The sequence below is a fragment of the Aminobacter niigataensis genome, from assembly GCF_014200015.1.
GTDB classification, from domain to species: domain Bacteria; phylum Pseudomonadota; class Alphaproteobacteria; order Rhizobiales; family Rhizobiaceae; genus Aminobacter; species Aminobacter niigataensis.
On the sequence record NZ_JACHOT010000002.1, the window covers coordinates 594509 to 620321 of the forward strand.

The 25813-nt window shown below is 64.3% G+C and carries 22 protein-coding genes; 10 read left to right on the top strand and 12 right to left on the bottom strand.

Features of this window, described 5'->3' with window-relative positions:
- Position 1: 1 nt before the first annotated feature.
- Complete coding sequence (locus GGQ99_RS12755) at positions 2-2185, bottom strand: primosomal protein N' (RefSeq protein WP_183262810.1); 2184 nt, start codon at positions 2183-2185, stop codon at positions 2-4.
- 90 nt (positions 2186-2275) lie between these two features.
- Here GGQ99_RS12755 and fsa point away from each other — a divergent pair, with 90 nt between their 5' ends.
- Positions 2276-2929 (top strand): fructose-6-phosphate aldolase, encoded by a 654-nt coding sequence (gene fsa / locus GGQ99_RS12760; RefSeq protein ID WP_055974926.1) that lies wholly within the window; start codon positions 2276-2278, stop codon positions 2927-2929.
- A gap of 64 nt (positions 2930-2993) precedes the next feature.
- Here the strand turns inward: fsa and GGQ99_RS12765 are convergent, their stop codons facing one another.
- The gene (locus GGQ99_RS12765; protein WP_055974929.1) at positions 2994-3431 is read right to left on the bottom strand and encodes an Lrp/AsnC family transcriptional regulator; all 438 of its coding nucleotides are present in this window, start codon (positions 3429-3431) and stop codon (positions 2994-2996) included.
- 132 nt (positions 3432-3563) lie between these two features.
- Between GGQ99_RS12765 and GGQ99_RS12770 the strand changes: the two genes are divergently transcribed.
- Positions 3564-4451 (top strand): DMT family transporter, encoded by an 888-nt coding sequence (locus GGQ99_RS12770; RefSeq protein WP_183262811.1) that lies wholly within the window; start codon positions 3564-3566, stop codon positions 4449-4451.
- A 5-nt stretch (positions 4452-4456) separates the two neighbouring features.
- Here the strand turns inward: GGQ99_RS12770 and GGQ99_RS12775 are convergent, their stop codons facing one another.
- From GGQ99_RS12775 to leuS, 3 genes are read right to left on the bottom strand one after another with little or no spacing between them, the layout of a single operon-like run.
- On the bottom strand, positions 4457-5587 hold the full coding sequence (locus GGQ99_RS12775; protein WP_183262812.1) for an AAA family ATPase: 1131 nt from the start codon (positions 5585-5587) through the stop codon (positions 4457-4459).
- Between the two features lie 24 nt (positions 5588-5611).
- Complete coding sequence (gene lptE, locus GGQ99_RS12780; protein ID WP_108606382.1) at positions 5612-6172, bottom strand: LPS assembly lipoprotein LptE; 561 nt, start codon at positions 6170-6172, stop codon at positions 5612-5614.
- Positions 6159-8777: a leucine--tRNA ligase gene (leuS, locus tag GGQ99_RS12785; RefSeq protein WP_183262813.1), complete on the bottom strand. Its 2619-nt coding sequence runs from the start codon at positions 8775-8777 to the stop codon at positions 6159-6161. The genes lptE and leuS overlap by 14 nt, the downstream gene beginning before the upstream one ends.
- A 142-nt stretch (positions 8778-8919) precedes the next feature.
- Here leuS and GGQ99_RS12790 point away from each other — a divergent pair, with 142 nt between their 5' ends.
- The 3 genes from GGQ99_RS12790 (at position 8920) to GGQ99_RS12800 (ending at position 10319) form a co-directional block, all read left to right on the top strand.
- Positions 8920-9582, top strand: a complete 663-nt coding sequence (locus GGQ99_RS12790; protein WP_183262814.1) for a YggS family pyridoxal phosphate-dependent enzyme — start codon at positions 8920-8922, stop codon at positions 9580-9582.
- Between the two features lie 79 nt (positions 9583-9661).
- On the top strand, positions 9662-9916 hold the full coding sequence (locus tag GGQ99_RS12795; RefSeq protein WP_108609662.1) for a type II toxin-antitoxin system Phd/YefM family antitoxin: 255 nt from the start codon (positions 9662-9664) through the stop codon (positions 9914-9916).
- 1 nt (position 9917) lies between these two features.
- The gene (locus tag GGQ99_RS12800; protein ID WP_108606379.1) at positions 9918-10319 is read left to right on the top strand and encodes a type II toxin-antitoxin system VapC family toxin; all 402 of its coding nucleotides are present in this window, start codon (positions 9918-9920) and stop codon (positions 10317-10319) included.
- 100 nt (positions 10320-10419) lie between these two features.
- Here the strand turns inward: GGQ99_RS12800 and GGQ99_RS12805 are convergent, their stop codons facing one another.
- The 3 genes from GGQ99_RS12805 to GGQ99_RS12815 all read right to left on the bottom strand — a co-directional run bounded on the left by GGQ99_RS12805 (position 10420) and on the right by GGQ99_RS12815 (position 13191).
- A complete protein-coding gene (locus GGQ99_RS12805; RefSeq protein WP_425486804.1) occupies positions 10420-11520 on the bottom strand; it encodes a branched-chain amino acid ABC transporter substrate-binding protein in 1101 nt (366 codons plus the stop codon).
- Between the two features lie 169 nt (positions 11521-11689).
- Positions 11690-12817, bottom strand: coding sequence for a phospholipase effector Tle1 domain-containing protein (locus GGQ99_RS12810; protein WP_183262815.1), 1128 nt, complete (start codon positions 12815-12817; stop codon positions 11690-11692).
- Between the two features lie 101 nt (positions 12818-12918).
- Positions 12919-13191, bottom strand: a complete 273-nt coding sequence (locus GGQ99_RS12815) for an usg protein (RefSeq protein WP_055974952.1) — start codon at positions 13189-13191, stop codon at positions 12919-12921.
- A gap of 313 nt (positions 13192-13504) precedes the next feature.
- On the opposite strand from GGQ99_RS12815, the gene acs reads away from it, so the two are divergent.
- The gene (gene acs, locus GGQ99_RS12820) at positions 13505-15460 is read left to right on the top strand and encodes an acetate--CoA ligase (protein ID WP_183262816.1); all 1956 of its coding nucleotides are present in this window, start codon (positions 13505-13507) and stop codon (positions 15458-15460) included.
- Between the two features lie 331 nt (positions 15461-15791).
- Here the strand turns inward: acs and GGQ99_RS12825 are convergent, their stop codons facing one another.
- The 3 genes from GGQ99_RS12825 to GGQ99_RS12835 all read right to left on the bottom strand — a co-directional run bounded on the left by GGQ99_RS12825 (position 15792) and on the right by GGQ99_RS12835 (position 18081).
- Positions 15792-17186: a vWA domain-containing protein gene (locus GGQ99_RS12825; RefSeq protein WP_183262817.1), complete on the bottom strand. Its 1395-nt coding sequence runs from the start codon at positions 17184-17186 to the stop codon at positions 15792-15794.
- Between the two features lie 325 nt (positions 17187-17511).
- On the bottom strand, positions 17512-17778 hold the full coding sequence (locus tag GGQ99_RS12830) for a PepSY domain-containing protein (protein WP_183262818.1): 267 nt from the start codon (positions 17776-17778) through the stop codon (positions 17512-17514).
- Between the two features lie 90 nt (positions 17779-17868).
- Positions 17869-18081, bottom strand: coding sequence for a DUF1674 domain-containing protein (locus GGQ99_RS12835; protein ID WP_108606372.1), 213 nt, complete (start codon positions 18079-18081; stop codon positions 17869-17871).
- 106 nt (positions 18082-18187) lie between these two features.
- On the opposite strand from GGQ99_RS12835, the gene htpX reads away from it, so the two are divergent.
- The 4 genes from htpX (at position 18188) to purH (ending at position 24226) form a co-directional block, all read left to right on the top strand.
- Positions 18188-19207 (top strand): zinc metalloprotease HtpX, encoded by a 1020-nt coding sequence (htpX, locus tag GGQ99_RS12840; RefSeq protein ID WP_183262819.1) that lies wholly within the window; start codon positions 18188-18190, stop codon positions 19205-19207.
- Positions 19204-20607, top strand: a complete 1404-nt coding sequence (locus GGQ99_RS12845; RefSeq protein WP_343061721.1) for an RsmB/NOP family class I SAM-dependent RNA methyltransferase — start codon at positions 19204-19206, stop codon at positions 20605-20607. The genes htpX and GGQ99_RS12845 overlap by 4 nt, the downstream gene beginning before the upstream one ends.
- A gap of 87 nt (positions 20608-20694) precedes the next feature.
- Entirely contained in the window at positions 20695-22416 is a 1722-nt protein-coding gene (locus GGQ99_RS12850) for a heparinase II/III family protein (RefSeq protein ID WP_108606369.1), read from the top strand.
- Between the two features lie 193 nt (positions 22417-22609).
- On the top strand, positions 22610-24226 hold the full coding sequence (purH, locus tag GGQ99_RS12855; protein ID WP_183262821.1) for a bifunctional phosphoribosylaminoimidazolecarboxamide formyltransferase/IMP cyclohydrolase: 1617 nt from the start codon (positions 22610-22612) through the stop codon (positions 24224-24226).
- A 203-nt stretch (positions 24227-24429) separates the two neighbouring features.
- Here purH and GGQ99_RS12860 read toward each other — a convergent pair whose 3' ends face one another.
- The gene (locus tag GGQ99_RS12860) at positions 24430-25803 is read right to left on the bottom strand and encodes an MFS transporter (RefSeq protein WP_183262822.1); all 1374 of its coding nucleotides are present in this window, start codon (positions 25801-25803) and stop codon (positions 24430-24432) included.
- Positions 25804-25813 lie beyond the last annotated feature (10 nt).

Consider the following 25813-nt stretch of genomic DNA (forward strand, 5'->3'; position numbering starts at 1 on the left):
CCTACAGGAAACTCTGCGGGTCGATGTCGACCTGGACCCGCACCGATCCGCGCACCTTCGGCCCGGCTGCCAGTAGCGCGCGGATGTAGCCCTGGATGTCAGCCTTCCTGTCAGCCTGCACCAGCAGCCGGAAGCGGTGGCGTCCCCCGATCAGGGCCAGGGGCGCCTCCGCCGGACCGAGCACATGGACGTCCTGCGCAACCTGTGCTGCGCGCCTGAGTCCGCGCGCATGGCTCTCGGCCTCGGGCCGTGTCGCCGCGCTGACGATGATGCCCGCGAGCCTGCCGAAGGGCGGCAGCGCTGCCTTCTCGCGCTCGGAAATCTCGCGCTCGTAGAAGGCTTCCGAATCGCCCGAGACGATCGCCCGCATGACGGGGTGGTCGGGCTGGAAGGTCTGCAGCAGGCCCAGGCTCTTCTTGCCCGTGCGCCCTGCGCGGCCCGTCACCTGCGACAAAAGCTGATAGGTGCGCTCGGCGGCGCGCGGATCGCCATTGGCGAGGCCGAGATCGGCGTCGACGACGCCCACCAGCGTCATGTTGGGGAAATTGTGGCCCTTGGCGACCAGTTGGGTGCCGATAACGATGTCGGCCTCGCCGTTGGCGATCGCCTCCAGTTCCAGCCGCAACCGCTTGACCCCGCCGAGCATGTCCGACGACAGCACGATGGTACGTGCATCGGGGAAATGCGAGACGACCTCCTCGGCAATCCGCTCGACCCCCGGCCCGCAGGCGACGAGATGATCGAAGGTGCCGCATTCCGGGCAGGCCTCGGGGCGCTTCTCGTTGTGGCCGCAATGGTGGCAGATGAGCTGGCCGCGGAAGCGGTGCTCGACCAGCCATGCCGAACAGACCGGGCAGCCGAAGCGATGGCCACAGACCCGGCACAGCGTCAGCGGCGCATAGCCGCGACGGTTGAGGAACAGCAGCGATTGCTCCTGCCGGCCAAGCGTCTCGCGCATCTTGGCGAGCAGCATCGGCGACAGGAAACCGCCGCGCGCCGGCGGCGAACGCCGCATGTCGATGGTGGCAAGCTTGGGCAGTGCCGCCTCGGCAAAGCGCGCCGACAGCACCGAGCGCGCATACTTGCCCTGCTCGGCATTGACCCGGCTTTCGACCGAGGGCGTGGCGGAGGCCAGCACTACGGGGAAGCCGCCGATATGGGCACGTACCACGGCCATGTCGCGGGCGTTGTAGAAGACCCGGTCCTCCTGCTTGTAGGCAGGGTCGTGCTCCTCGTCGACGACGATCAGGCCAAGGTTGTTGAACGGCAAAAACAGCGCCGAGCGGGCGCCGGCAACCACCCGCACGCCGCCTTCCGCCACCTGGCGCCAGACACGCTCGCGCATCCTCGGCGGCAGGTCCGAGTGCCACTCCGCGGGCTTCGCGCCGAAGCGGTTCTGGAAGCGTTCGAGGAAGGCCTGGGTCAGCGCGATTTCCGGCAGCAGGATCAGCACCTGCTTGCCCTTGTCGAGCGCTGCCGCCACAGCCTCGAAATAGACCTCGGTCTTGCCGGAACCGGTGACGCCGTCGATCAGGGTGACTGCGAAGCGATCGGCCTCCACCTGGCCGCGCAGGCTGTTCGCCACCGTCTGCTGGTCGTTGGTGAGCTCGGCGCTGGCATAGGAGGTGTCGGGCGCCGCCACGACAGGCCGCGGCGGGATCAACACCGTCTCGAACACGCCTTGCGCCCTCAGCCCGTCGATGACCGTCGAGGAGACACCGGCGGCATGCGCCAGTCCCGAGCGGGTCCAGGCCATGCCGTCATTCGCCATCTCGAGCACGCGTGCGCGCGCCGCCGTCATCCGGTCGGGCTCGCCGTCGCTGCGCTTGAGGCCTTCCGTCCAAGGCTCCGGATCGAAGGCCTCCGGCGCCCGCAGGATCATCCGCGCCACCATGCCGGGTGGCGAGAGCGTATAGTGCGCGATCCAGTCGACAAGGCGGCGCATCTGGTCGGTGATCGGCGGGCAATCGAAGACATGGGCAATCGGCCTGAGCTTCTTCGGATCGACCGCCTCGACCGGACCGTCCCAGACGATGCCGGCCACTTCGCGCGGGCCCAGCGGCACGCGCACGACCGAGCCGGGCACCACTTGCATGCCGTCGGGGACGGCATAGGAATAGGCGCGCTCGGCCGGCATCGGCACCAGCACGGGGGCGGCCCTGGTTCTTGGCGAATCGGCGGTCATGACGCGTGACCTTGCCCCGAACTTGGTTTAGAGCAAAGGCCGACAAGTGCTGTGCCCCACAGGCACCCTTCCATTGCCAAGGAGAACCCCATGAAGTTTTTCGTCGACACCGCCGACGTGAAGGACATCCGCGAACTCAATGAGCTCGGCCTTCTCGACGGCGTCACCACGAACCCGTCGCTGATCCTCAAGTCCGGCCGCAACATTGCCGAAGTGACCAAGGAAATCTGCGACATCGTCGAAGGTCCGGTCTCGGCGGAAGTCGCTGCCACCGAATATGCCGAGATGATGAAGGAAGCGGCGGTGCTGTCGAAGATCGCCGACAACATCTGCATCAAGGTGCCGCTCACCCTCGACGGCCTCCGCGCCTGCCGCGCGCTGACCTCGGAAGGCCGCATGGTCAACGTCACGCTGTGCTTCTCCGCCAACCAGGCGCTGCTCGCCGCCAAAGCCGGCGCCACCTTCATCTCGCCCTTCATCGGCCGTCTCGACGACATGGCCGTCGATGGCATGGAACTGATCGCCGAGATCCGCCACATCTACGACAACTACGGCTTTGACACCGAGATCCTCGCCGCCTCGATCCGCTCGACCGAGCACGTCAAGCGCGCCGCACTCATCGGCGCCGACGTCGCCACCATCCCGCCGGCAACGCTGAAGGCGCTGGTCAAGCACCCGCTGACCGACAAGGGCCTCGAGATGTTCCTGGCCGACTGGGCCAAGACCGGCCAGAAGATCGGCTGATCCTTCCGAAAGGACCGACCAAAGCCGGCGCCACAAGCGCCGGCTTTTTTGTGTCCCTTGCCGGTCAGGCCAGCGGCGGCAGGCGCCGCTTCACCGGCTGCGCCTTGACGATCGAGCTGTTGGTCTCGGCCTTGTCGGTGATCTGGTCGAGGATTTTATCGAGCTCGTCGATCGAACGGATGTGCAGCCTGGCGATGAAACAGTCGTCGCCCGTCACCTTGTCGCATTCCGAGAACTGGGCGATGTCCTCGATCAGCTTCTGCACTTGATGCAGCTTGCCCGGCAGCGGCCGGATGCGCACGATCGCCTGCAGCGTATAGCCGAGTGCCTGGGGGTCGATGTCGACCGTGAAGGCGCGGATGACCCCGCGCTCCTCAAGCCGGCGCAACCGCTCCGACGTGCTCGGCGACGACAGGTTCACCCGCTGCGCCAGTTCCTTGAGCGAAATCCTGGCATCGTCGACCAGGATTTCGACGATGCGCCTGTCCAGATCGTCCAGCATGCAATCCTCTTAGGCATTTTTCAGCGTCCACCTTACATGATTAGGAGAATCCAAACAAACGCCTTCTGATATCCATATATTCCCGCAGACCATGAGCGTAAAAATACAGCCCTGAACAGAAAGGGCTGCGAGATGTCGGACAAGATGCGCGGAACCGTCGAAATGACCGCTGCAATGGTGATTTCGGGAACCATCGGACTGCTCGTCGTCCTGTCCGGCCAGCCGGTCATGGACGTGGTCTTCTGGCGTTGCGCCTTTGGCGCGGTCACGCTGCTGATCGTCTGTGCGGCGCTCGGTCTGTTCCGGCCTGAGGTGATGTCGCGCAGCCAGATCGCCTATGCAGCCATCGGCGGCGTCGCCATCGTCTCCAACTGGATCCTGCTGTTCGCCGCCTTTCCACGCGCTTCGATCTCGATAGCCACCGCCGTCTACAACACCCAGCCCTTCATGCTGGTGGCTCTGGGAGCGATGTTCTTCGGCGAGCGTCTGACGCTGACCAAGCTGGCGTGGCTCGGCATCGCCTTCGGCGGCATGCTGATGATCGTCCAGGCAAAATCAGGTGCAACCACCGGGACCGACTATCTCTCAGGCATCCTCCTGGCGCTGGGCGCTGCCTTCTTCTACGCGATTGCCGCCATCATCACCAAGAAGCTCAAGGGCGTGCCGCCGCATCTGATCGCGCTGATCCAGGTAACGGTCGGCATCGCGATGCTCGCACCCTTCGCCAACTTCGGCCATCTCCCCACCGACGCCGGCACCTGGGCACTGCTCATCGCCGTCGGCGTCATCCATACCGGCGTGATGTACATCCTGCTCTACGGCGCGATCCAGAAGCTGCCGACCAACCTCGTCGGCGCTCTGTCCTTCATCTATCCGGTCGTGGCGATCCTGGCCGACTTCCTGGCCTTCGGCCATCGCCTGCAGCCGCTGCAACTGCTCGGCGCCGCAGCCATCCTGATCGCCGCTGCCGGGATGACGCTCGGCTGGTCGCTGGCGAGGCCTCGCGTTGCGCAAGCCTAAACGCCTCAGTCGTCCTCCGGCATCAGCCCGGTCGTCCGCATGCCTTCGATCATGGTGGCACCCTCCAGACGCACGACCGTCAGCGCCCGCGAACCGGTGCGCTCATGCACGAGATCGGCCAGTTCGCGCGAATGCGTGACCACCCAGACCTGCGTCCGTTCGGCCGCGCGGGCGATCATGTCGGCCAGTGCCGGCAGCATGCGCACATGCAGGCTCGCCTCCGGCTCGTTGAGCGCGATGAGCCGTGGCAGCCGGTAGGACATCAAGGCGCCTGCCAGCGCCAGGAACCGAATCTGGCCGTCCGACAGCTCCTGCGGCCGGAACACCCGCTGCGGAAACTCCGGCAGCACAAGCCCGAAGGTCGCCGTTTCGCCCGGCACCGGAACATCTAGCAGCGCCCCGCCAAGCGCCTCGGCGATGCAGCGGTCGAGATCGACGGTATCTTCCCTGATGTGCCGCAGCGTCGCAAAGACGGCGGCGAGATTGGCGCCGTCCTCGTCGAGCATCGGCGCCGTCGTCGCCAGCGCCGGGCGGCGCACCAGCGAATCCGCGTCGGTGCGAAAGCCATGATAGAAGCGCCAGCCGGCAACCGCTGCACGCAGGTCGCCGACCTCGGGATAGCGCCCCGCTCCACCCAGAAGCGCAAGCGCAGTTTCAGAATTGAGGACGCGTTCGGTGTGTTCGACCCGGCGTCCGTCGCCGTCGCGGGCAAACACTGCAGGCCCCTTGCGGGTCATCATCTCGACCGGGCGGCGTCCGGCCTCGACGGTAAGCGTCTCTTCCTTGACGTGCGGTTCGAAGGCAAAGCCGGCCGAAACGGGCGGCGGCAGGCCGATCTCGACCTTGTAGGTGTATTTCGCCGCCGTTTCGTCGTCGACGAACTCGGCATCGATGATGACGCGGACCGGCTGGCCGGCGCGCCTTTTTCCCGACCACAGCGCCGAGCCCATCCCGCCCTCGCCCGCGATTTCGCGGGCCAGCGTTCCCTCGGCAGATGCCTGGATGAGTTGCAGCGAGCGGTAGAGGTTGGACTTGCCCACCCCGTTCTCGCCGACGAAGACACTGACCTGGCCGATGTCGAGCCGGATCGCTCTCAGCGAGCGGTAGCCTGCGGCCGAAAAGGATGTCAGCCGCATCGACCGACCTTCCGTAAAAGGGCCTCAGCCCTTCGACATGTCCTGGGCAATGGCCAGCCTGAGCAGTTCGGCAAGCTCGCGCGCCGCACGGTTCTCGGCGTCGCGCTCGGCGCGCATCCGCGCGAATTCCTGGCGTGGCCGGTCGAACGATGCAGAGACGTTGCGCTTGCCCGCGGCGATGCGCTTGCCGGTCTTGTCGGTGATGACATAGGTGCCGGTCAGCGTCACCGCACCCGCAGTCGGCTCGTCGTCCTTGCTGGTGACTTCGGCCAGCAGCGAGGACTCGGTAAGCGCCGCGACCGCCAGATCCATCGTGTAGGGCGCTGCGGCCTGCTGGCCCGCCCCGCCATTGAACATGAAGATCAGGTGGTTGCGGACTTCCTGGCCGTAGCGGGTGTTGACCGGCTTGATATTGATCGAGGCCAGTTGCGTCGCCGTGCCGGCTTCGACGCCTGCCGACGCCGGGCCGTCCGAATAGAGCGGACGCACCGTGCAGGCAGACGCCAGTGCAAGCGCGGCCAGGAGGGCCAGACGTGCAGCAACGCGCACCGAACCGGCAGAATTTCGCGCATCAGGCAACGACATTGACGATCCTCTGCGGCACAACGATCACCTTGCGCGGCGACTTTCCATCCAGCGCCTTCTGCACTGCTTCCAGTGCCAGCGCCGCTTTTTCGACGGTCAATTGATCTGCGTCGCGGGCGATTGTCAAATCGGCGCGTTTCTTGCCGTTGATCTGCACCGGATAGGTGATTTCGTTGTCGACGATGAGCGCGGGATCGAATTTCGGCCACGGCCGGTCGGCGACCATGCCCTGGCCCCCGAGCGCCACCCAGCACTCCTCGGCCAGGTGCGGCATCATCGGTGCAATCATCACGATCAGGATGTCGACAGCCTCGCGCAAGGCCGAGACCATCTCCGTTGATGCCTTGCCGGCGGCAGCGTCGGCCATGGGCCCCTGCAGCGTGTTGGACAATTCGTAGATGCGCGCCACCGCCTTGTTGAAGGCGAGCTTGCCGATGTCTTCGCCTACAGCCTTCAGCGCCTTGTGCGCAGCCTTCGACACAACGGCTGCATCGCCTTCCGCCGATGCCTCGGCGTCGGCTTTCGCCAGCGCATCGGCTGACTCGGAGATCAGGCGCCAGACCCGCTGCACGAAGCGGTGCGCGCCTTCGACACCGGCCTCGGTCCAGATCACGTCGCGCTCGGGTGGCGAATCCGACAGCATGAACCAGCGCGCCGTGTCGGCGCCGTAGCTGGCGATGATGTCGTCGGGGTCGACCACGTTCTTCTTCGACTTCGACATCTTCTCGATCGAGCCGATCTCGATCGGCGTGCCGTCGGAGAGCAGCGAAGCGCGGCGCTTGCCGTCAGCTTCCTCGATCTTGATCTCGACGGGCGTCACCCAGCCGTTCGGCCCCTTGTAGGTCTCGTGAACGACCATGCCTTGCGTAAACAGGCCCTTGAATGGCTCGGCAATGTTCAGGTGGCCTGCCTCGCGCATCGCGCGGGTGAAGAAGCGCGAATAGAGCAGGTGCAGGATCGCATGCTCGATGCCGCCGATATACTGGTCGACCGGCAGCCATTCATTGGCGGCCTTCGGATCCGTCGGCTCGTTCTCCCAGGGTGCGGTGAAGCGCGCGAAATACCACGACGAATCGACGAAGGTGTCCATCGTGTCGGTCTCGCGGCGCGCATCCTTGCCGCATTTCGGGCAGGCGACATGGCGCCAGGTCGGGTGACGGTCGAGCGGGTTGCCCGGACGGTCGAACTCGACGTCGTCGGGCAGCTTGACCGGCAGGTCGGCTTTCGGCACCGCCACCACGCCGCAATCGTCGCAGTGGATCATCGGGATCGGGCAGCCCCAGTAGCGCTGGCGCGAAATGCCCCAGTCGCGCAGGCGGAACTGCACCTTGCGCTCGCCCATAGGCCGATTGCCGATCGAGATTTGCTCCAGCCGGTTGGCGACGTCGTTGAAGGCGTCCGTCGGCTTCATGCCGTCGAGGAAGCGCGAATTGATCATCACGCCGTCGTCGGTATAGGCCTCCTCGGTGACCTGGAAGGTCGCGGCATCGCCGCCTTCCGGCATCACCACCGGCACCACGGGCAGGCCATACTTGTTAGCGAAGTCTAGGTCGCGCTGGTCACCCGACGGACAGCCGAAGATGGCACCGGTGCCGTATTCCATCAGCACGAAATTGGCGACATAGACCGGCAGCGTCCAGTTCTCGTCGAACGGATGGACGACGCGGATGCCGGTGTCCATGCCCTTCTTCTCGGCGGTCTCGAGCGCAGCCACCGACGTGCCCATGCGGCGCACGTCTTCCATGAAGGCGGCGAGCTCAGGCTTGTTTTCGGCAGCCTTCTTGGCCAGCGGGTGATCGGCTGAGATCGCCATGAACGAGGCGCCGAAGATGGTGTCGGGCCGCGTCGTGTAGACTTCGAGTTCGCTCTCGCCCGCAGGTGCGGTGCCGGCCGCCAGCGGCCAGCGGATCAGCAGCCCTTCCGAGCGGCCGATCCAGTTGCGCTGCATCAGCTTGACCTTCTCGGGCCACTCATCGAGGCCTTCCAGCGCATCCGACAGGTCCTGAGCGAAGTCGGTGATCTTGAAGAACCACTGCGTCAGCTCGCGCTGTTCGACCAGCGCGCCCGAACGCCAGCCGCGCCCGTCGATCACCTGCTCGTTGGCGAGCACGGTCATGTCCTCGGGGTCCCAGTTGACCTTGGACGACTTGCGCGTCACCAGGCCCTTCTCGACGAAGTCGATGAACAGCATCTGCTGGCGGTGGTAGTAGTCGACGTCGCAGGTCGCGAACTCGCGGCTCCAGTCGAGCGACAGGCCCATCGACTTCAGCTGCGTCCGCATCGTGTCGATGTTCTGGTAGGTCCAGGCCTTGGGGTGGACCTTGTTCTGCATCGCGGCGTTTTCCGCCGGCATGCCGAAGGCGTCCCAGCCCATAGGATGCAGCACGTTGCAGCCCATGGCCCGGCGATAGCGCGCGACGACGTCGCCCATCGTGTAGTTGCGGACATGGCCCATGTGGATGCGCCCCGACGGATAGGGGAACATCTCGAGCACGTAATATTTCGGCCGCGGATCGTCGTTCTTCGTCTCGAAGAGTTTTGCCTCGCCCCAGGCCTTCTGCCATTTGGGTTCGGATGCGCGCGGATTGTATCGTTCGGTTGCCATCGGATGTTTTTCACTTAAAAGCGTGCGTGGACCGGGGCGAAAACCCGCGGTTCAGGAAATCGTTGCCGGGTGTTCACCATGGATTCCCGGACCCGTCAACTCCGGCAGGCCGGGGGCGGGCAAAAAGCAGCAGGGCCAAAGTATGGAAAGCTCGGTCGAACAACTCACCCTGGTGAAGCATAAGATAGGTGCGGCCGAGCGCGAGGCCAACCGGCCGGACGGCTCCGCCACGCTCGTGGCCGTGTCCAAGACGTTCGACGCCGAGCACATCCGCCCTGTCATCGAAGCCGGCCAGCGCGCCTTCGGCGAAAACCGCGTCCAGGAAGCGCAGGGCAAGTGGCCTGAACTGAAGGCCGAATTCCCCGACATCGAGCTACATCTCATCGGCCCCCTCCAGTCCAACAAGGCCAAGGAAGCCGTCGCCCTGTTCGACGTCATCGAGACGGTCGACCGCGAGAAGATCGCAGCGGAGCTTGCCAAGGAAATCGAGCGCCAGGGTCGGTCGCCAAAGCTCTACGTGCAGGTCAACACCGGCTCCGAGCCACAAAAGGCCGGCATCGAGCCGCGCGAGGCGATGGCCTTCGTCAAGCGCTGCCGCGAGGTCCATCACCTGGCCATCGAAGGCCTGATGTGCATCCCGCCAGCCGACGAGAATCCCGGCCCGCATTTCGCGCTGCTGGAAAAACTGGCGCGCGAGGCCGGCCTCGAAAAGCTGTCGATGGGCATGTCCGGCGACTACGAACTTGCAGTTGCATTCGGCGCCACCAGTGTCCGCGTCGGCTCGGCGATCTTCGGCAGCCGGTAGGACGGCAATTCAGGAGTCCGTTGAACCGGTCGGTATCTTGCACTATATTCTGGCTAGCCAAGCTAGCTAGGTGATGACCATGAACTGGCATCTGCAGGACGCCAAGAACAATTTCTCCAAGCTCGTCCAACGTGCCCGCAACGAGGGACCGCAGACAGTGACGGTGCGGGGCGAGCCGGCTGTAGTGGTGCTTTCGACGGAAGAGTACGAAAAGCTTGCGGGCAAGCGGAAATCGATTGCTGAATACCTGCTGACCGGTCCAACTTGGGACGAAGAGTTTGCAGCGGAGGTCGAGCGTCGTCCAGACAACATGATCCGCGATATCGAGCTATAATATGTACCTGCTCGATACGAACATTGTCTCCGATGTACAAAGGCGGCTTCCAAAGCCCACGGATTGGCTTGCCACGATCGACCCGTATTCGGTCAACTTGAGCGTCATCACCATAGGTGAGATCGAACGCGGCATCATCAAGCTGCAGCAGCAGGACGCAGAACGGGCAAGACGCCTGGAACTATGGTTGCGCAAATTGCGCCACGACAACGAAAAACGAATTCTCCCGATAACCGAGGAGGTTGCGCTGACTTGGGGCCGGCTGACTGCCGGACGGACAAGAGGCAGCGCCGACTCGCTCATTGCCGCCACGGCGCTGGCTCACGATCTCGTTCTTGTGACACGAAACGTCGCCGATTTCGACGGCATCAGCGTTCCGCTGCTTAACCCCTGGACCCTGTAGACTGACTCACGGGCCTGCCTGGACAGAACGGGCCATAGTCCGCGCATGTACAAAAGGCCGGAGCTTGCGCCCCGGCCTCTTCAAGCAATTTCGCAGTGGCTTATTCGGCTGCGACGATCTTGCCGCCTTCCCACTTGAACAGCGAGAAGCTCGGCGAGGTCAGGTCGCCGCTCTCGCCGTAGGTCAGGTTGCCGATGGCTGTCGCGATCGGCTCGCCCGACTTGAGCGCCGCGGCAACTGCTGCCGTGTCGTCCGCCTTGCCAGCCTTCTCGATACCAGCCTTGAGCACCTCGACCGCGGCATAAGCATTGAGCGTGAAGGCTTCCGGCGGGATGCCCTTGCCCTCGAGAACCTTGACGGCGTCGGCCGAAGCCGGGTTCTTCAGCGCGTCGGACGCGTTGGTGAACAGCGTGCCGGCCGCAGCCTCGTTGCCGATGGCCCAGAACTCGGTGTTGGAGAGTCCTTCGCCGCCGATGATGACGGCATTAACGCCGCCGTCCTTCAGCTGGCGGGCCAGAAGACCGCCTTCGGGATGATAGCCGCCGAAGTAGATCACGTCGACATTGTCCGCCTTGATGCGCGTGACGAGGGCAGAAAGGTCCTTCTCACCCGGGGTCAGCGAGTTCTGCTGCACTTCCTTCAGGCCGCCGGCGTTGATCGCCGCCCTGAAGGCATCCGCCAGGCCCTTGCCGTAAGTGCCCTTGTCGTCGATGACCGCGACGCGCTTGTCCTTCATGTTCTTGAGCACATAGGCGGCGGCGACTTCGGCCTGCTGATCGTCGCGGCCGCATGTGCGCAGCACGTTGGTCAGGCCACGGGTGGTGAGATCAGGTGCGGTCGCAGTCGGGGTCACCATCAGGATGCCGTTTTCGGCAAACACGTCCGAAGCAGGGATCGCGACGCCCGAAGTCACCGGACCGACCACATACTGCACGCTTTCGCCGACCAGCAGGTTGGCAGCCGAAACGCCCTGCTTGGGATCGCCCGCATCGTCGGCGAGCTTCAGCACGACCTTCTCGCCGAGGATGCCGCCCTTCTCGTTGATGGCATCGACGGCCGCCTGGGCGCCGTTCTTGACCTGGGCGCCATAGGCGGCGACCGGTCCGGTCAGCGGCGCGACAAGGCCAATAGTGATGTCGGCGCGTGCTGCAGAGCCAAAGGCAAGCAAAGCAGCCAGCGAGACGCCAGCTAGGATCTTCATGTTCATCGTAACTCTCCCTTTAACCCGCAAGCCTCGAGGGCACAGCGGAAGTTCTTGTGGCGGAATACCCGTCCCGGGACCTGCTTGCAATCAGCCCAGTGGCCACATCGCCCGCGATTGATTTGTGCCAGCGTCTGTCACAGGCCACCGGCAGCGACGAAACCACGCGTCAGAAGTAGCGCCGCACCCGCGGATGCCGGCTCAGCGAGCCCGGTCTGTAGCGAGGACTGTAGCCGTCGAAGCGCTGCTCGATATCGACGCACAGCCTGTCGACGTCGACCTCCTTGCCTTGAATGGAGCGCGCTCCCGGCAGCCAGAAGACACCCAGCCCCGTACGCTCGTCATGCGCGAGGCCAAGCACCTTTCCCTCGAGCTCGACTGCGATGGGAAAATCGAGGCCGGACAAGCTGCGCAGCCTCTCGAGCATCCAGCCGAGACTGAGCTTGGCCAGGTTGTCGTCGTCGTCATATCCGCCGCCGATGTCGGAATGCACGCCCGGAAACCAGCATTGTTCGACGACCTGGCCCGACGCCCTGCCGTCGGCATCGACCTCGTCCCAAGGCACCAGAGCGAACGCCCTGCGGTTTTCGTCGATGGAGAGCGCATGCAAGCCGACCGGCACGCGTACCGACAGTTCGTTGTCGTGGAACGCGTGCTTGTAGGGGTTCACCATGTTCATGATGCCCGGCAGCCCGAGCGCACGGACCGTGTCGAACACGCCGATCACATCGGGAACGACGGGTGCTGCACCGTATCTGGCGCCAAAGTCGGAACCGGCCTTCTGCCGCTCGGATTTGTCCCTGATCTTGTAGGCGCTGACGGCTTCGTCGGCGATGGCCCTTCGCCGCTTTGCGCCGGCGCCGTCCTTGTCCCGCGATATCGGCCCGCCGCGATCTGTGGTCGCGATCCCGCATGTCGCCAGCACGCCGCCGAGGCAGCGCACCGTGTAGGCGCCGCGGGAAAAGCCGAACAGCCCAATCTTCATGCCGGGCTGCCAATCCAACATCAGCGCTTCATAGCAATCGACGATGTTTGCGGTAATGCCCCAGCCGGTGGCCTTGCTCCAGAGGTTGCGCAGGGTGCGCGTCCAGTTCCACTCACCTGCTTCCGGTGCGCCGAGCCCGGCATCGTAGAAGGCGCGAATGCCCGGCCTGCCGTCGATGGCCGAATACATCTGGAAGACGTTGGTGTTCTTGAACTGGCGATCGCCGACCTGCTCGATCTCGTCGGCCCGGACGCCACGCTGCCCGGTGCCGTCGGAAAAGATCAGAACCCAAGCGCCGCTTGCCTGAGACATGCCGCCTCCCGCCGACTGTCACTCCACCGACGGCGGATACTAGCATGCGACGCACGCCCGCCTGCGCACAATTGGCCGCGCAAGGTTAACCGGCAGTCCGCCTAGTGCATGAGGAACTCGCCATCCACCTTGCGCCACTCGTTGGGCGCGATCAGCTTGCGATGGGTGTAGTGCACCGAATGCAGCGGGCCGTCGAGCTTGGCCCTCCAGAACTCGATGAAGCCGAACAGGATTGGGAATTTCGGCGCCAGGTCGTAGTCCTGCCAGATATATGTCTGCAGCACGTGCGGATGGTCAGGCAGATGGTAGAGAATTTCAGCTGTCGTCAGGCCGTAGCCCTTCAGCATCAGTTCCAGTTCAGAAGTGTCGCGCATCGCAAGCCTTCCGTGTCGAACAACTCCTCCACGGCATGAGTCTGCGCCGCGGTCGTTAACCGTCCACTAAAATGAACGTGATCCGCCCGTGATAAGTTCCAAGAAATCAGCCGTTTAGCACTCGACCGCGACCATTGCTGATAGCTATATAGCGGCGGCGATTTGCCGCTGCGGAATGTGTCGAGGCAAATCCAATGTCTAATATTGTGACGCACTGCAAATTGATAATAATGCGCGCCAACGTGCGGCCCTGAGGTCGCCGTCCGCAGGCCATCAGGGGCCGTCGGATCGCATCCGGGAGGAAGGGAAAGAAATGTCCGAAGTCCGTGTCCACCGCATCCAGCCGGCGTGGAAGAAGAATGCGCTCATCGACAACGACACCTACCTGAAATGGTATGGTGAGAGCGTCAAGAACCCCGACAAGTTCTGGGGCAAGCACGGCAAGCGGATCGACTGGTTCAAGCCCTACACCAAGGTCAAGAACACTTCCTTCGAGGGTAAGGTCTCGATCAAGTGGTTCGAGGACGGCCTGACCAACGTCTCCTACAACTGCATCGACCGCCATCTGAAGAAGCGCGGCAACCAGACCGCCATCATCTGGGAAGGCGACAACCCTTACGACGACAAGAAGATCACCTACAACGAGCTCTACGAGCACGTTTGCCGCCTCGCCAACGTCATGAAGAAGCACGGCGTCAAGAAAGGTGACCGCGTCACCATCTACATGCCGATGATCCCCGAGGCAGCCTATGCGATGCTCGCCTGCACGCGCATCGGCGCCATCCATTCAATCGTCTTCGGCGGCTTCTCGCCCGACGCTCTGGCCGGCCGCATCGTCGACTGCGAATCGACCTTCGTCATCACCGCCGACGAAGGTCTGCGCGGCGGCAAGGCGATCCCGCTCAAGGAAAACACCGACAAGGCGATCGACATTGCCGCCAAGAACCACGTCATGGTCAAGGACGTGCTGGTCGTGCGCCGCACCGGCGGCAAGATCGGCTGGGCTCCGGGCCGCGACCGCTGGTACCACGACGAAGTCCGCTCGGTGAAAGCTGAGTGCAAGCCCGAGAAGATGAAGGCCGAGGATCCGCTGTTCATCCTCTACACCTCCGGCTCGACCGGCAAGCCCAAGGGCGTGCTGCACACCACCGGCGGCTATCTCGTCTATGCCGCGATGACCCACCAGTATGTCTTCGACTACCATGACGGCGACATCTACTGGTGCACCGCCGATGTCGGCTGGGTCACCGGCCACAGCTACATCGTCTATGGTCCGCTCGCCAACGGCGCGACCACGCTGATGTTCGAGGGCGTGCCCAACTATCCTTCCGCCTCGCGCTTCTGGGATGTCGTCGACAAGCACAAGGTCAACATCTTCTACACCGCGCCCACCGCCATCCGCGCGCTGATGGGTGCGGGCGACGACCACGTAAAGACATCCTCGCGCAAGTCGCTGCGCGTGCTGGGTTCGGTCGGCGAGCCGATCAACCCCGAAGCCTGGGAGTGGTACTACAACGTCGTCGGCGACAAGAAGGTGCCGATCGTCGACACCTGGTGGCAGACCGAGACCGGCGGCATCCTGATCACGCCGCTGCCTGGCGCCACCGACCTCAAGCCGGGCTCCGCGACGCGGCCGTTCTTCGGCGTGGTCCCCGAGCTGGTGGACAATGAAGGCAAACTGCTCGAAGGCGCTGCCGACGGCAATCTGTGCATCGCCGATTCCTGGCCGGGCCAGATGCGCACCGTCTATGGCGACCACGAGCGCTTCATCCAGACCTATTTCGCCACCTACAAGGGCAAGTACTTCACCGGCGACGGCTGCCGCCGCGACGCAGACGGCTACTACTGGATCACCGGCCGCGTCGACGACGTCATCAACGTCTCCGGCCACCGCATGGGCACGGCGGAAGTAGAGTCGGCACTGGTCAGCCACGACAAGGTCTCGGAAGCCGCCGTGGTCGGCTACCCCCACGACATCAAGGGCCAGGGCATCTACAGCTATGTCACGCTGATGTCCGGCATCGAGGCCACCGAGGACCTGCGCAAGGAGCTCGTCGCCCACGTCCGCAAGGAGATCGGCGCCATCGCCTCGCCCGACAAGATCCAGTTCGCGCCCGGCCTGCCCAAGACGCGCTCCGGCAAGATCATGCGCCGCATCCTGCGCAAGATCGCCGAGGACGATTTCGGCGCATTGGGCGATACCTCGACGCTGGCCGATCCGGCCGTCGTGGACGATCTCGTTGCCAACCGCCAGAACAAGCGCGCCTGAACGGACCCATCCCCTCGCGCCACCGGTGCGAGGGGAGCCGGCCTGCAAGTGCGACTAGATCGATGGTCGCACTTGCGCAAACTGCGAAAAGACCCCACCTTGCTATTCGTGTTCAACGAACTGAAAGGAGGTGATCCGATGTCGAGTGATTTCGTTTTCCTGAACGTGGCCTCTACGGATTGCCTTCTCGGGAAGCAGCCTTCCTGAGCGATGCATGACGTGCGGCAGGTGATGCCCCAGGCATTGCCGCTGACGGCCGCGCCACGGACGAAACACGGAAAGGCCGCGTCTTCGCAAGAAGCGCGGCCTTTTTGATTCCTGGAGATCCCGCCTATTTTGTCAGCGACAGCTGTTCGATGTTGCGGGCGATGGTCTGGAAGGCATCGTCGAGTTCCTTGCCCGTCGAGACTTCGAAATAACGCTTCAAGGTGCCGGTATCCGGCGTCGCGCAGTTCTTGAGCACGGCCTTGGCTGCATTCCTTTCGGATTTCGAGGTATCCTTGTTGTCGAGATCGAAGCCAATGGTGAAAACCTCGATGCCGTCCTTCTTCATGTTGGCGCAGATGCTTTCGGCGTAGCTTCCGGACTTAGCCGACTGGCCGCCCTGGGCCTTCCCGGACACGCCTGCAAAGGCGGTGTTGAACAGGCCGTCGGTCATCAGGATCGCAACCTTCGCGACCTTCTTGGCATCGTGGTCAGCTGGGCCCGCACCGATGTTCGCATCCTTGATGGCGGTACGCCATTTGGGCGAAAGCATGTAATAGCCCCATTGCGCCGCGATACCGCCTGCTGTCACCCCGTTCGCCCTGAAACCGTCGATCGCGGTCGTCAGCTTCGCCATGTCGGCAGTCAGCGGTATCAGCTTCGCCGAGGGGCAAGACCCCACCCGGTCGTCGCGATTGACCCTGGCGAGGTAGATCTCGCCCTTGTTGTTCTCGCGCTCGGTATAAGGTCCGTCATCGCTGAAGTCGGCGGCTCCGTCCTTGTCCTTGCGCTCGGTGGCGCAACCGTCGCCACCGCTGCTGGCGGACACGGCCTGAACGGCATCGATCGGCGGCGGCAGGTCCGACTTGCCCGGCTTCTCGACGAAGACGGCATCCGAAAGTCCGCCGGTGTTGACGGCCTCGGCATAGGGAACCAGCGCAATACGTATGCGCGGCTTGTCGGCATTCTGGCCCGTGAGAAGGATGCTGACGGCGTTCTGGGCGGCCGTCTTCAGGTCCTTGATCTTCTGCCCGCCCATGGAGCCGGTGACATCGAGCATCATCGCAACTTCGATGCGCTTGTCGGAATAGAGCGACGCGGTCGTTGCCGAAACGCGCTGGCGATTGGCCGTACCGAAGAGCGGGAAGAAGATGTCGACGTCGATCTCGGCGGTCGCCTCGACCGTGCCCGCCAGCTTGTCGACGGTCACACTGCGCAGCACCACCTTCTCGCCCGGCGCCAGCAGGTTCGCGGCGTTGACCTCGAGGAGCGTCCGGACGGAGGAGTCCGCATCTTCCGGCTTGATCCTCCCTGTCGTCAGGTCGCGGGCCGTCGACGTCACGGCAGCATCGACCGCCAGCGACAGGCTGGATTTGACATTGGAAAGCTGGACGATGTTGAGCCCGAACCCGGCAGCCATGGCCAGCAACGGAATCGTCACGCCGCCCAGGACGGCAAAATTGCCCCGACGATCCCCGGCCAGGCGAAGTGCCGTCCGTCCCACCTTCCGAAATTGCAACATGTCCCGCCCCGCCATTCGATTGCCTCTGGCGAAGGGCGTTGCAGGAAACTGGCCGTGTCGGCCTTCTACCGGTCCTAACTGACCGGCGCATCGACAAGTTATTGAATTCGCAAGGTTTCAGCTGACATCAAGGTAAATGGAGCGTAAACGGCGCTGCCAGCTGCGCGCCTTTTTCACCATTCGCTAACCATGATGCATTGCGATTTCCAAGGCCGGTTTCGAACTGTTCCGTTTCGGTGCGTCGGAGGTGTCCCAAAATCTGCCAGTGACCACCAACATACCCGTCGGCGACAGTCATAGGGTCAGGAGGCTGATGCCAATCGGCCTACCTCCTCGGCTCGCCGCTGACCGGATCGATCTTGATTTCAACCTTGGCTTTATCAGACGTGTAATAAACCACGTCATAATAGCCTTCACTCTCCCAATCGATCTCGGAGATGTAGTGGAACTGATCGCGCTGCTCGATCTTGGCGATGATCTCGGACAGCTTGAGCGAATTCTGCGGCGGCACCGCCGGATCCTTGGTCTGGGCGTGCGCCGGCATGGCGGCAAGCAATACAGCAAGCACGAGTCCCGAAATCATCTTGGTCATAGCAGCTCCTTGCGCAATTCTTGGGAAAACGAACTGCTCACGACTTCGGTTCCATCGCGGCCAGCAAGGTGCGCGCGAGCCCAAGTGCCGTCAGAAGTCGCTGGTCAGCCCCTTGATTTCCCAGTCGCCGTAGCGCCCAGGCTCCTTGCCGCCGCGGCCGCCGATCTCGCGCGGCAGCTTCGCCTCCTGCGCCCTGTAGGCTTCGCGGCGTGCCTCGGCTTCAGCCAAGGCGCGTTTGGCAGCCGGCGAAAGCTCCTTCGGCGCCGGCTGCTCCGGCTCGATTTGCGGCATGGCGTCGTTCATGGGATTCCTCGGAAATGATTGAAACGCACCCTCGTCTCTCCCATCATATAGCGAAGCGCGCAGCCGGGATCGACCCTGGCACGCGCGGAAAAGGACGGAGCGAACGATGAACATGATGCGGACGGCGATGCTTCTGGCGACCATGACGGCGCTGTTCATGGGCGTCGGCTACCTGATCGGCGGTTCGGGCGGCATGACCATTGCCTTCCTGATCGCGGCGGGCATGAACCTGTTCAGCTACTGGAACTCCGACAAGATGGTTCTGCGCATGAACCATGCCGTCGAGGTCGACGAGCGCAACGCGCCGGAATACTACGCCATCGTGCGCGGGCTTGCGGCCAATGCCGGCCTGCCGATGCCGAAGGTCTACCTGATCGACAATCCGCAGCCCAACGCCTTTGCCACCGGCCGCAATCCTGAGAATGCCGCCGTCGCCGCCACCACCGGCCTGTTGCAACGCCTCAGCCACGAAGAGGTCGCGGCCGTGATGGCGCACGAACTCGCCCACGTCGAGAACCGCGACACGCTGATCATGACGATCACCGCGACGATTGCCGGCGCGATCTCGATGCTTGGCAACTTCGCCTTCTTCTTCGGCGGCAACCGCGACAACAACAATCCGCTCGGCTTCATCGGCGTGCTTGTGGCGATGATCGTCGCACCTTTCGCCGCCATGTTGGTGCAGATGGCGATCAGCCGGACGCGCGAATATTCGGCCGATCGTCGTGGCGCGGAAATCTGCGGCAATCCGCTCTGGCTCGCCTCCGCCCTTGACAAGATCGCCCGCAACGTCGAACGCATCCACAACCCCGAAGCCGAGCGCAATCCTGCCATGGCTCCCCTCTTCATCATCAATCCTCTATCCGGCGAGCGCATGGACAATCTATTTTCGACCCACCCCAATACTGAAAACCGAATCGCCGCCCTTCAGGCGATGGCGAATGAGGGTGTCGGTCGTCCTGCATCGCGCACGGCACCGCAGCAACCGACCGCCCAGCGTACCGCTCCTTCCAGCCAGCAGGGCCCGTGGGGCGGTCGCCCCTCCGAGGAGGCGGCACCCGAGCAGCCGCGCCCGTCCGGCCCATGGGGCCGCAATCCGACCGGGCCGAAGGGCCCGAGGTCGTGAGCGCCGACCAGCGCGACCCCAAGCGAAACCGCGCACGCACCGGCGACAGCAAGGGCAACCGTCCATCCATCGTTCCCGATGTCCCCGGCATCGCCGCGCGCATGGCCGCCGCGCGCCTGCTGGCAGCCACCATTGACGCCAGGACGCCGCTCGACGGCTTGACCGATCACGAGCACGGCCATCCGCAGTTCCGGGCGCTGGACCTGCGCGACCGCGGTCTCGTCCGCGCCATCCTCGCCACGGCGCTGCGCTATCGTGTCACCATCGCCAAGCTGCTCGCGCGGCGCTTGGAGAAGCCGCTCCCGGCCAACGCCACGGTGCTCTCCCATATCCTGCATGTCGCGGCGGCCCAGATCCTGTTCCTCGACATCCCGGACAGCGCTGCCGTCGACCTCGCTGTCACCCACGCCAAGGCGGACCCGCGCACCGTGCGTTTTTCAGGCCTGGTCAACGGCGTGCTGCGCACCCTTGCCCGTGCCAAGGATGCCGAGCTTCCCGAGATGCTGGCGGCGACAAACGACGCCCCGGACTGGTTCGTCGAGCGGCTGACCACAGCCTACGGCGCGGACGAAGCTCAAAAGATTCTCGCAGCGCATCGCATCGAAGCACCTGTCGACTTCTCCATCAAGGCCGATGCCGCCAAATGGGCGGAGCAGTTGGGCGGCATAGTCCTGTCCACCGGCTCGGTGCGCATCGAGCGCCTTGCCGGTCCGGTCGCCGAATTGCCCGGTTTCGCTGAAGGCGCCTGGTGGGTCCAGGACGCCGCCGCAGCGCTCCCCGCAAAGCTGTTTGGCGATGTCGCCGGCCAGCGTGTCGCCGACCTGTGCGCCGCCCCCGGCGGCAAGACCGCCCAACTCGTGCTCACCGGTGCCAAGGTCACTGCGGTCGAAGCCTCGAAGAACCGCCTCACTCGCCTTGCCGGCAATCTCGAGCGCCTTGGCCTCGACGCCGACAAGGTCAATGCCGACATTCTCGCCTACGAGCCGGAGGAACTGTTCGACGCCGCGCTGCTCGACGCGCCGTGCTCGTCGACCGGCACCGTGCGCCGCCACCCCGACGTGTTGTGGACGAAATCACCTGACGACATCACCAAACTCGCCGGCGTGCAGCGCGGCCTGCTCGACCGCGCGGTGAAGCTGGTGAAGCCAGGTGGCCGGATCGTCTTTTCCAACTGCTCGCTCGATCCCGAGGAAGGCGAGGCGCTCGTCGCCGGCTTCCTCGCCGATCACAAGGGCAAGGTCGAACTCGATCCGATTCGCGTCGGCGAGGTCGCCGGTATCGACGATTTCGTCACTGCCGCAGGATATTTGCGTACCACGCCGGCAGGCCTCGACCTCGGCAATCCCGCCGTCTCCGGCCTCGACGGCTTCTTTGCCGCGCGCTTCCGTCGTCTCGCCTGATCCACGCATTTACCAAAAATTCACCCTCGCGCCCGCCATTGAAACAACCTAATTTGAACCATGACGTGGGTTGCGTCGGGAGGGCTTTTGTCGATTACGGCGGACAACACGACGCGCCTGTGGACGCTCGTCGCCAAGGAGTTCTGGCGCAAGGCACGCCGGCGTTTGCGCGCCGGCCCGGCCTATCGCTGGCGCTATTCCGGACGTACGCCCGAACGCGTGCTCATTGCGCCGCCCGACCTGCGCCTCGCCGACCCCCAGATCGCGCTTGAAATCTACTATGGCCGCTTTCCGCTGTCCGGCCATCTGGTCGAAACAGGCGGCCAGTCGCCCTTCCTCGTCGACGTTCCCAATCGCGGCTGGCAACGCAGCCTGCACGGTTTCCGCTGGCTGCGCCACATGCGCGCTGCCGGCACTGAACTCGCCGCGGCGAACGCGCGGGCGCTCGTCTCCGACTGGATCGCCATGCATGGCAACCGCATTTCAGGCGTCGCCTGGGAGCCGGCGACCACCGCCAAGCGCATCATCGCCTGGCTGCAGCATTCCTCGGTAGTGCTCCAGGGCGCCGAATTCGCCTTCTACCGGTCCTTCCTGCGCTCTCTGGCGATGCAGATCCGCTACCTCCGCTCCATGGCGCGCGAAATGCCCGCCGGCAAGGACCGGCTGAGGGCGCGCATAGCACTTGCCTTCGCCGCCCTTTCCCTGCCAGCACCGGTCTCGGCGCTGCGCTCGGCCACGCGCAGTCTCGCCGAAGAACTCGACCGCCAGATCCTGCCCGACGGCGGTCATGTCTCGCGCAACCCCATGGCGGTGCTGGAGATCCTCGCCGACCTCCTGCCGCTGCGCCACACCTATGCCAATCAGGCCGAACAGCCGCCCTTGGCGCTGATCAATGCTGTCGAGCGCATGCTGCCAGCGCTGCGCTTCTTCCGCCACCAGGACGGCAGCCTCGCGCGCTTCAATGGCATGGGCGCCACCATCCACGACCGCATCGCCGCGATCCTGCGCCACGACGACACCGCCGGCTCGCCGCCGCTGCATGCCACCCATTCCGGCTACGAGCGCCTGGCCATGGGCGGCACGACGGTCATTGCCGACACCGGCACGGCCCCGCCCATCGACGTGTCGAACCACGCCCATGCCGGCTGCCTGTCCTTCGAGATGTCGTCGGGCCGGCAGCACTACATCGTCAACGCCGGCGTCGACACCTATGGCATCGCCGAACTGAGGCCGCTGGCGCGCGCCACCGCCGCGCATTCGACAGTGACGATCAACGACACCTCGTCGGCAAGTTTTGCCCATTCGCAGCGCGTCAGCGGCCTGCTCGGCAGCCCACTGTTCGGCGGCCCCAAGTCGGTGCCCACCCAGCGGCTCGACAAGCCCGGCATCCATGGCTTTGTCGCCAGCCACGACGGCTACGCCCAGCGCTTCGGGCTCCATCACGAGCGCGAGCTCAGCCTGTCGGCCGGTGGCAGCATCCTGTCGGGTTGCGACCGCCTGCTTCGCGCCGGCAAGGCGCCAATCAAGAACGACGGCCGCGATCTCGTTGCCGTGCGTTTCCACGTCCACCCCGACGTCCAGCTGTTCCGTGACCAGAAGGAGCGGCTGGTGCTGACCGGCCCTGACATCGACACCTGGGTCTTCATCTCCCCGGACATTCCTGCCGAGGTCGAGGAATCGATCTATTTCGCCGGTCTCGGCGGGCCCCGCCGCTCGCGCCAGATCGTGCTGTCGTTCAAGGCTTCGGAAGTCTCCGAGGTGCACTGGCAATTCTCCCGAACTCGCATCATCAGCCGCCTCGAAAACTGAGCGAAAGGCGCTGCGCGCCTTGATTTCCAAGCGTCATATGGTACGCCGCCCTAGTGCATGACCCCGAAAATCGGTAACGATTTTCGGAAAGGATCATGCACCAATTAATTTGCTACAGCGTCCTTTGCGCGTCCCAAAAGACGCGCGGCGCTGTAGTCGCGTCTCTCATCCAGCCGTGAAAGGCCCCCTCGCCATGGCCGTCGTATCCAAGAAGATCCCCGCTCCCGATCTGGTGCCGATCCGCCGCGCCCTGCTGTCGGTTTCCGACAAGACCGGCCTGATCGAATTCGCCAAGTGCCTCGCCAATGTCGGCGTCGAACTCGTGTCGACGGGCGGCACGGCCAAGAGCATCGCAGCCGAAGGGATCGCAGTCCGCGACGTCTCCGAACTGACCGGCTTTCCCGAGATCATGGACGGTCGCGTCAAGACGCTGCATCCATCGGTCCACGGCGCGCTGCTCGGCGTTCGCGACGATCCCGAGCACGCTGCCGCCATGGCCGAACACGGCATCGAGCCGATCGACCTTGTGGTGGTCAATCTTTACCCGTTCGAAGAGGTCCGCGATTCCGGCGCCCACTACGCCTCGATCGTCGAGAACATCGACATCGGCGGTCCGGCCATGGTCCGCGCCTCGGCCAAGAACCACGCCTATGTCGCCATCGTCACCGATCCGGCCGACTACAAGGACGTGCTCGACTCCATCGTCGCCAACAATGGCTGCCTGTCCTACGAGGCGCGCAAGAAGCTCGCCGCCAAGGCATTCGCCCGCACCGCCGCCTATGACGCCGCGATCTCCGGCTGGTTTGCCGAAGCGCTCGAAATCGACACGCCCGACTGGCGCGCATTCGGCGGCAAGCTGCAGAGCGTCATGCGCTACGGCGAGAACCCGCACCAGTCGGCCGGATTCTACCTGACCGGCGACAAGCGCCCCGGCGTTGCGACCGCAACCCAGCTGCAGGGCAAGCAGCTCTCCTACAACAACATCAACGACACCGATGCCGCTTTCGAGCTCGCCGGCGAGTTCGATCCGGTGCGCACCGCAGCGGTGGCCATCATCAAGCACGCCAACCCGTGCGGCGTCGCCGAAGGTGCCTCTCTTGCCGAGGCCTATGCCAAGGCGCTGGCCTGCGACCCGGTCTCCGCCTTCGGCGGCATCGTCGCGATGAACCGCATCCTCGATGCCGAAGCGGCCGAGGAGATCGTCAAGATCTTCACGGAGGTCATCATCGCGCCCGACGCCACGCCGGAAGCCCAGGCCATCGTCGCCGCCAAGAAGAACCTGCGCCTGCTGGTGACGGGCGGCCTGCCCGATCCCGATCGCGCCGGCCTTGCGGTCAAGTCGGTTGCCGGCGGCCTGCTCGTCCAGTCGCGCGACAACGCCATCGTCGACGCCCTCGACCTCAACGTCGTCACCAAGCGCCAGCCGACCCAGCGCGAGATCGAGGATATGAAGTTCGCCTTCCGTGTCGCCAAGCACGTCAAGTCGAACGCCATCGTATATGCCCGCGACCTTGCCACCGTCGGCATCGGCGCCGGCCAGATGAGCCGGGTCGATTCCTCCCGCATCGCCGCGCGCAAGGCCCTCGACGCGGCAGAGGCTGCCGGCCTCGCCGAGCCTCTGACCAGGGGCTCTGTCGTTGCCTCCGACGCCTTCTTCCCCTTCGCCGACGGACTGCTGTCAGCCGTCGAGGCAGGCGCCACCGCCGTCATCCAGCCGGGGGGCTCGATGCGCGACGAAGATGTCATCGCCGCCGCCGACGAGCACGGCATCGCCATGATCTTCACCGGCGTCAGGCATTTCAGGCACTGAAGCAACGTTCCTTCTCCCCTTGGGGGAGAAGGTGGATCGGCGCGAAGCGCCGAGACGGATGAGGGGTATTGGACGGAGTACTGCAGGTTCGATGCGTCCACCGCTCAGCGCGCTCGCCGCGGCTTCTCGTTTCTTCCAGCACGCTTCATCCGTCGCCTGCGGCGACACCTTCTCCCACAAGGGGAGAAGGAAGTACGCGCTTACTACACCTCGTCCGCCGGATAAGGCGTCCGCAGCAGCACCGCCAGGCCGACGGCAAAGAAGATGATGATCATCGCCATGCCCAGGCGCGGCGAACCGCTCAACGCGGTGACGGTTGCGACCACGAAAGGCGCAACGAAGCTCGTCGCCCGGCCCGACAACGCATAGAGGCCGAAATAGCGCCCGGCCTCATCGGCCGAGACGCTGCGGGCCATGTAGGAGCGCGACGAGGCCTGCACCGGACCGAAGGCGATACCGACCAAAAGGCCGAAGGCGATGTAGGCCTTTTCCGCCGGGGTGCCGAACAGCCCGCCGGTGTCGGCGCCTGGCATCTGCCAGATACCGAACAACGTGTAGCCCGGCCCGGTCGAGACGATGCCGATGGTGGCAATCGTCAGCAGCACCAGTGAAACCACCACCACCACCTTCGAGCCGAAACCAGTGTCGAGCCTACTAGCGACGAGGCAGCCGAAGATCGCTATGACGTTGAGAATGATGCCGTAGATGCCGATCTCGGTGATGGTCCAGCCAAACATCGCTGCGGCGAACGCGCCGCCGAGCCCGAGCAGTGCATTGACGCCGTCCTGGTAGATCATGCGGGCGACAAGGAAGCGGAAGATGCCGGTGCGCTGGCGCACCTCGCCCAATGTCGATTTGAGTTCGCTCAGGCCCAGGCGCACGGCCGGGCGGATGGCAATGCCCTTGCCGCTGTCGGGCGTGAGCAGGAACATGGGCAGGATGAAGATCAGGTACCACAGCGCCGAGATCGGGCCGGTGGCACGTGCATCCTCGCCGAGTTTCGGATTGATGCCGAACAGCGGGTCGGCGCCGATGATGGTCTTGCCGGTTTCGGGCGATGCCGCCAGGAAGCCTACGACGAAGATCAGGACGATCATGCCGCCGAGATAGCCGAGGCCCCACGCTATGTTCGAAATCTTGCCGATCTCGTCCTTCGACACCAGGCGCGGCATCATCGAATCGTTGAACACGATCGAGAATTCCGCCGCAACTGACGCCAGCGAAAACAGCAAAACGATCGGCACGAGCGGCGAGCCGGGTTCGGCAAACCAGAGCATGCACAGGCTTAGCACCTTGATCGTCGCGAAGAAGGCGATCCACGGCTTGCGCGGCCCGGTCTGGTCGGCGATCGAGCCGAGGACGGGCGACAGGATGGCGATGACGAAGCCCGCTGCAGCGATGCCGTAGCCCCACGCCGCCTGGCCCATGGCCGGATCGGTCGCCATGCGCGAGACGAAGTAGGGGCCGAAGATGAAGGTGGTGACCACCGTGAAGAAGGGTTGCGCCGCCCAGTCGAACAGCATCCAGCCCCAGACGCCACGCCGCGGCGCACGTTGAACCACCATCGTCTCAGCCATCGTCCCTCCA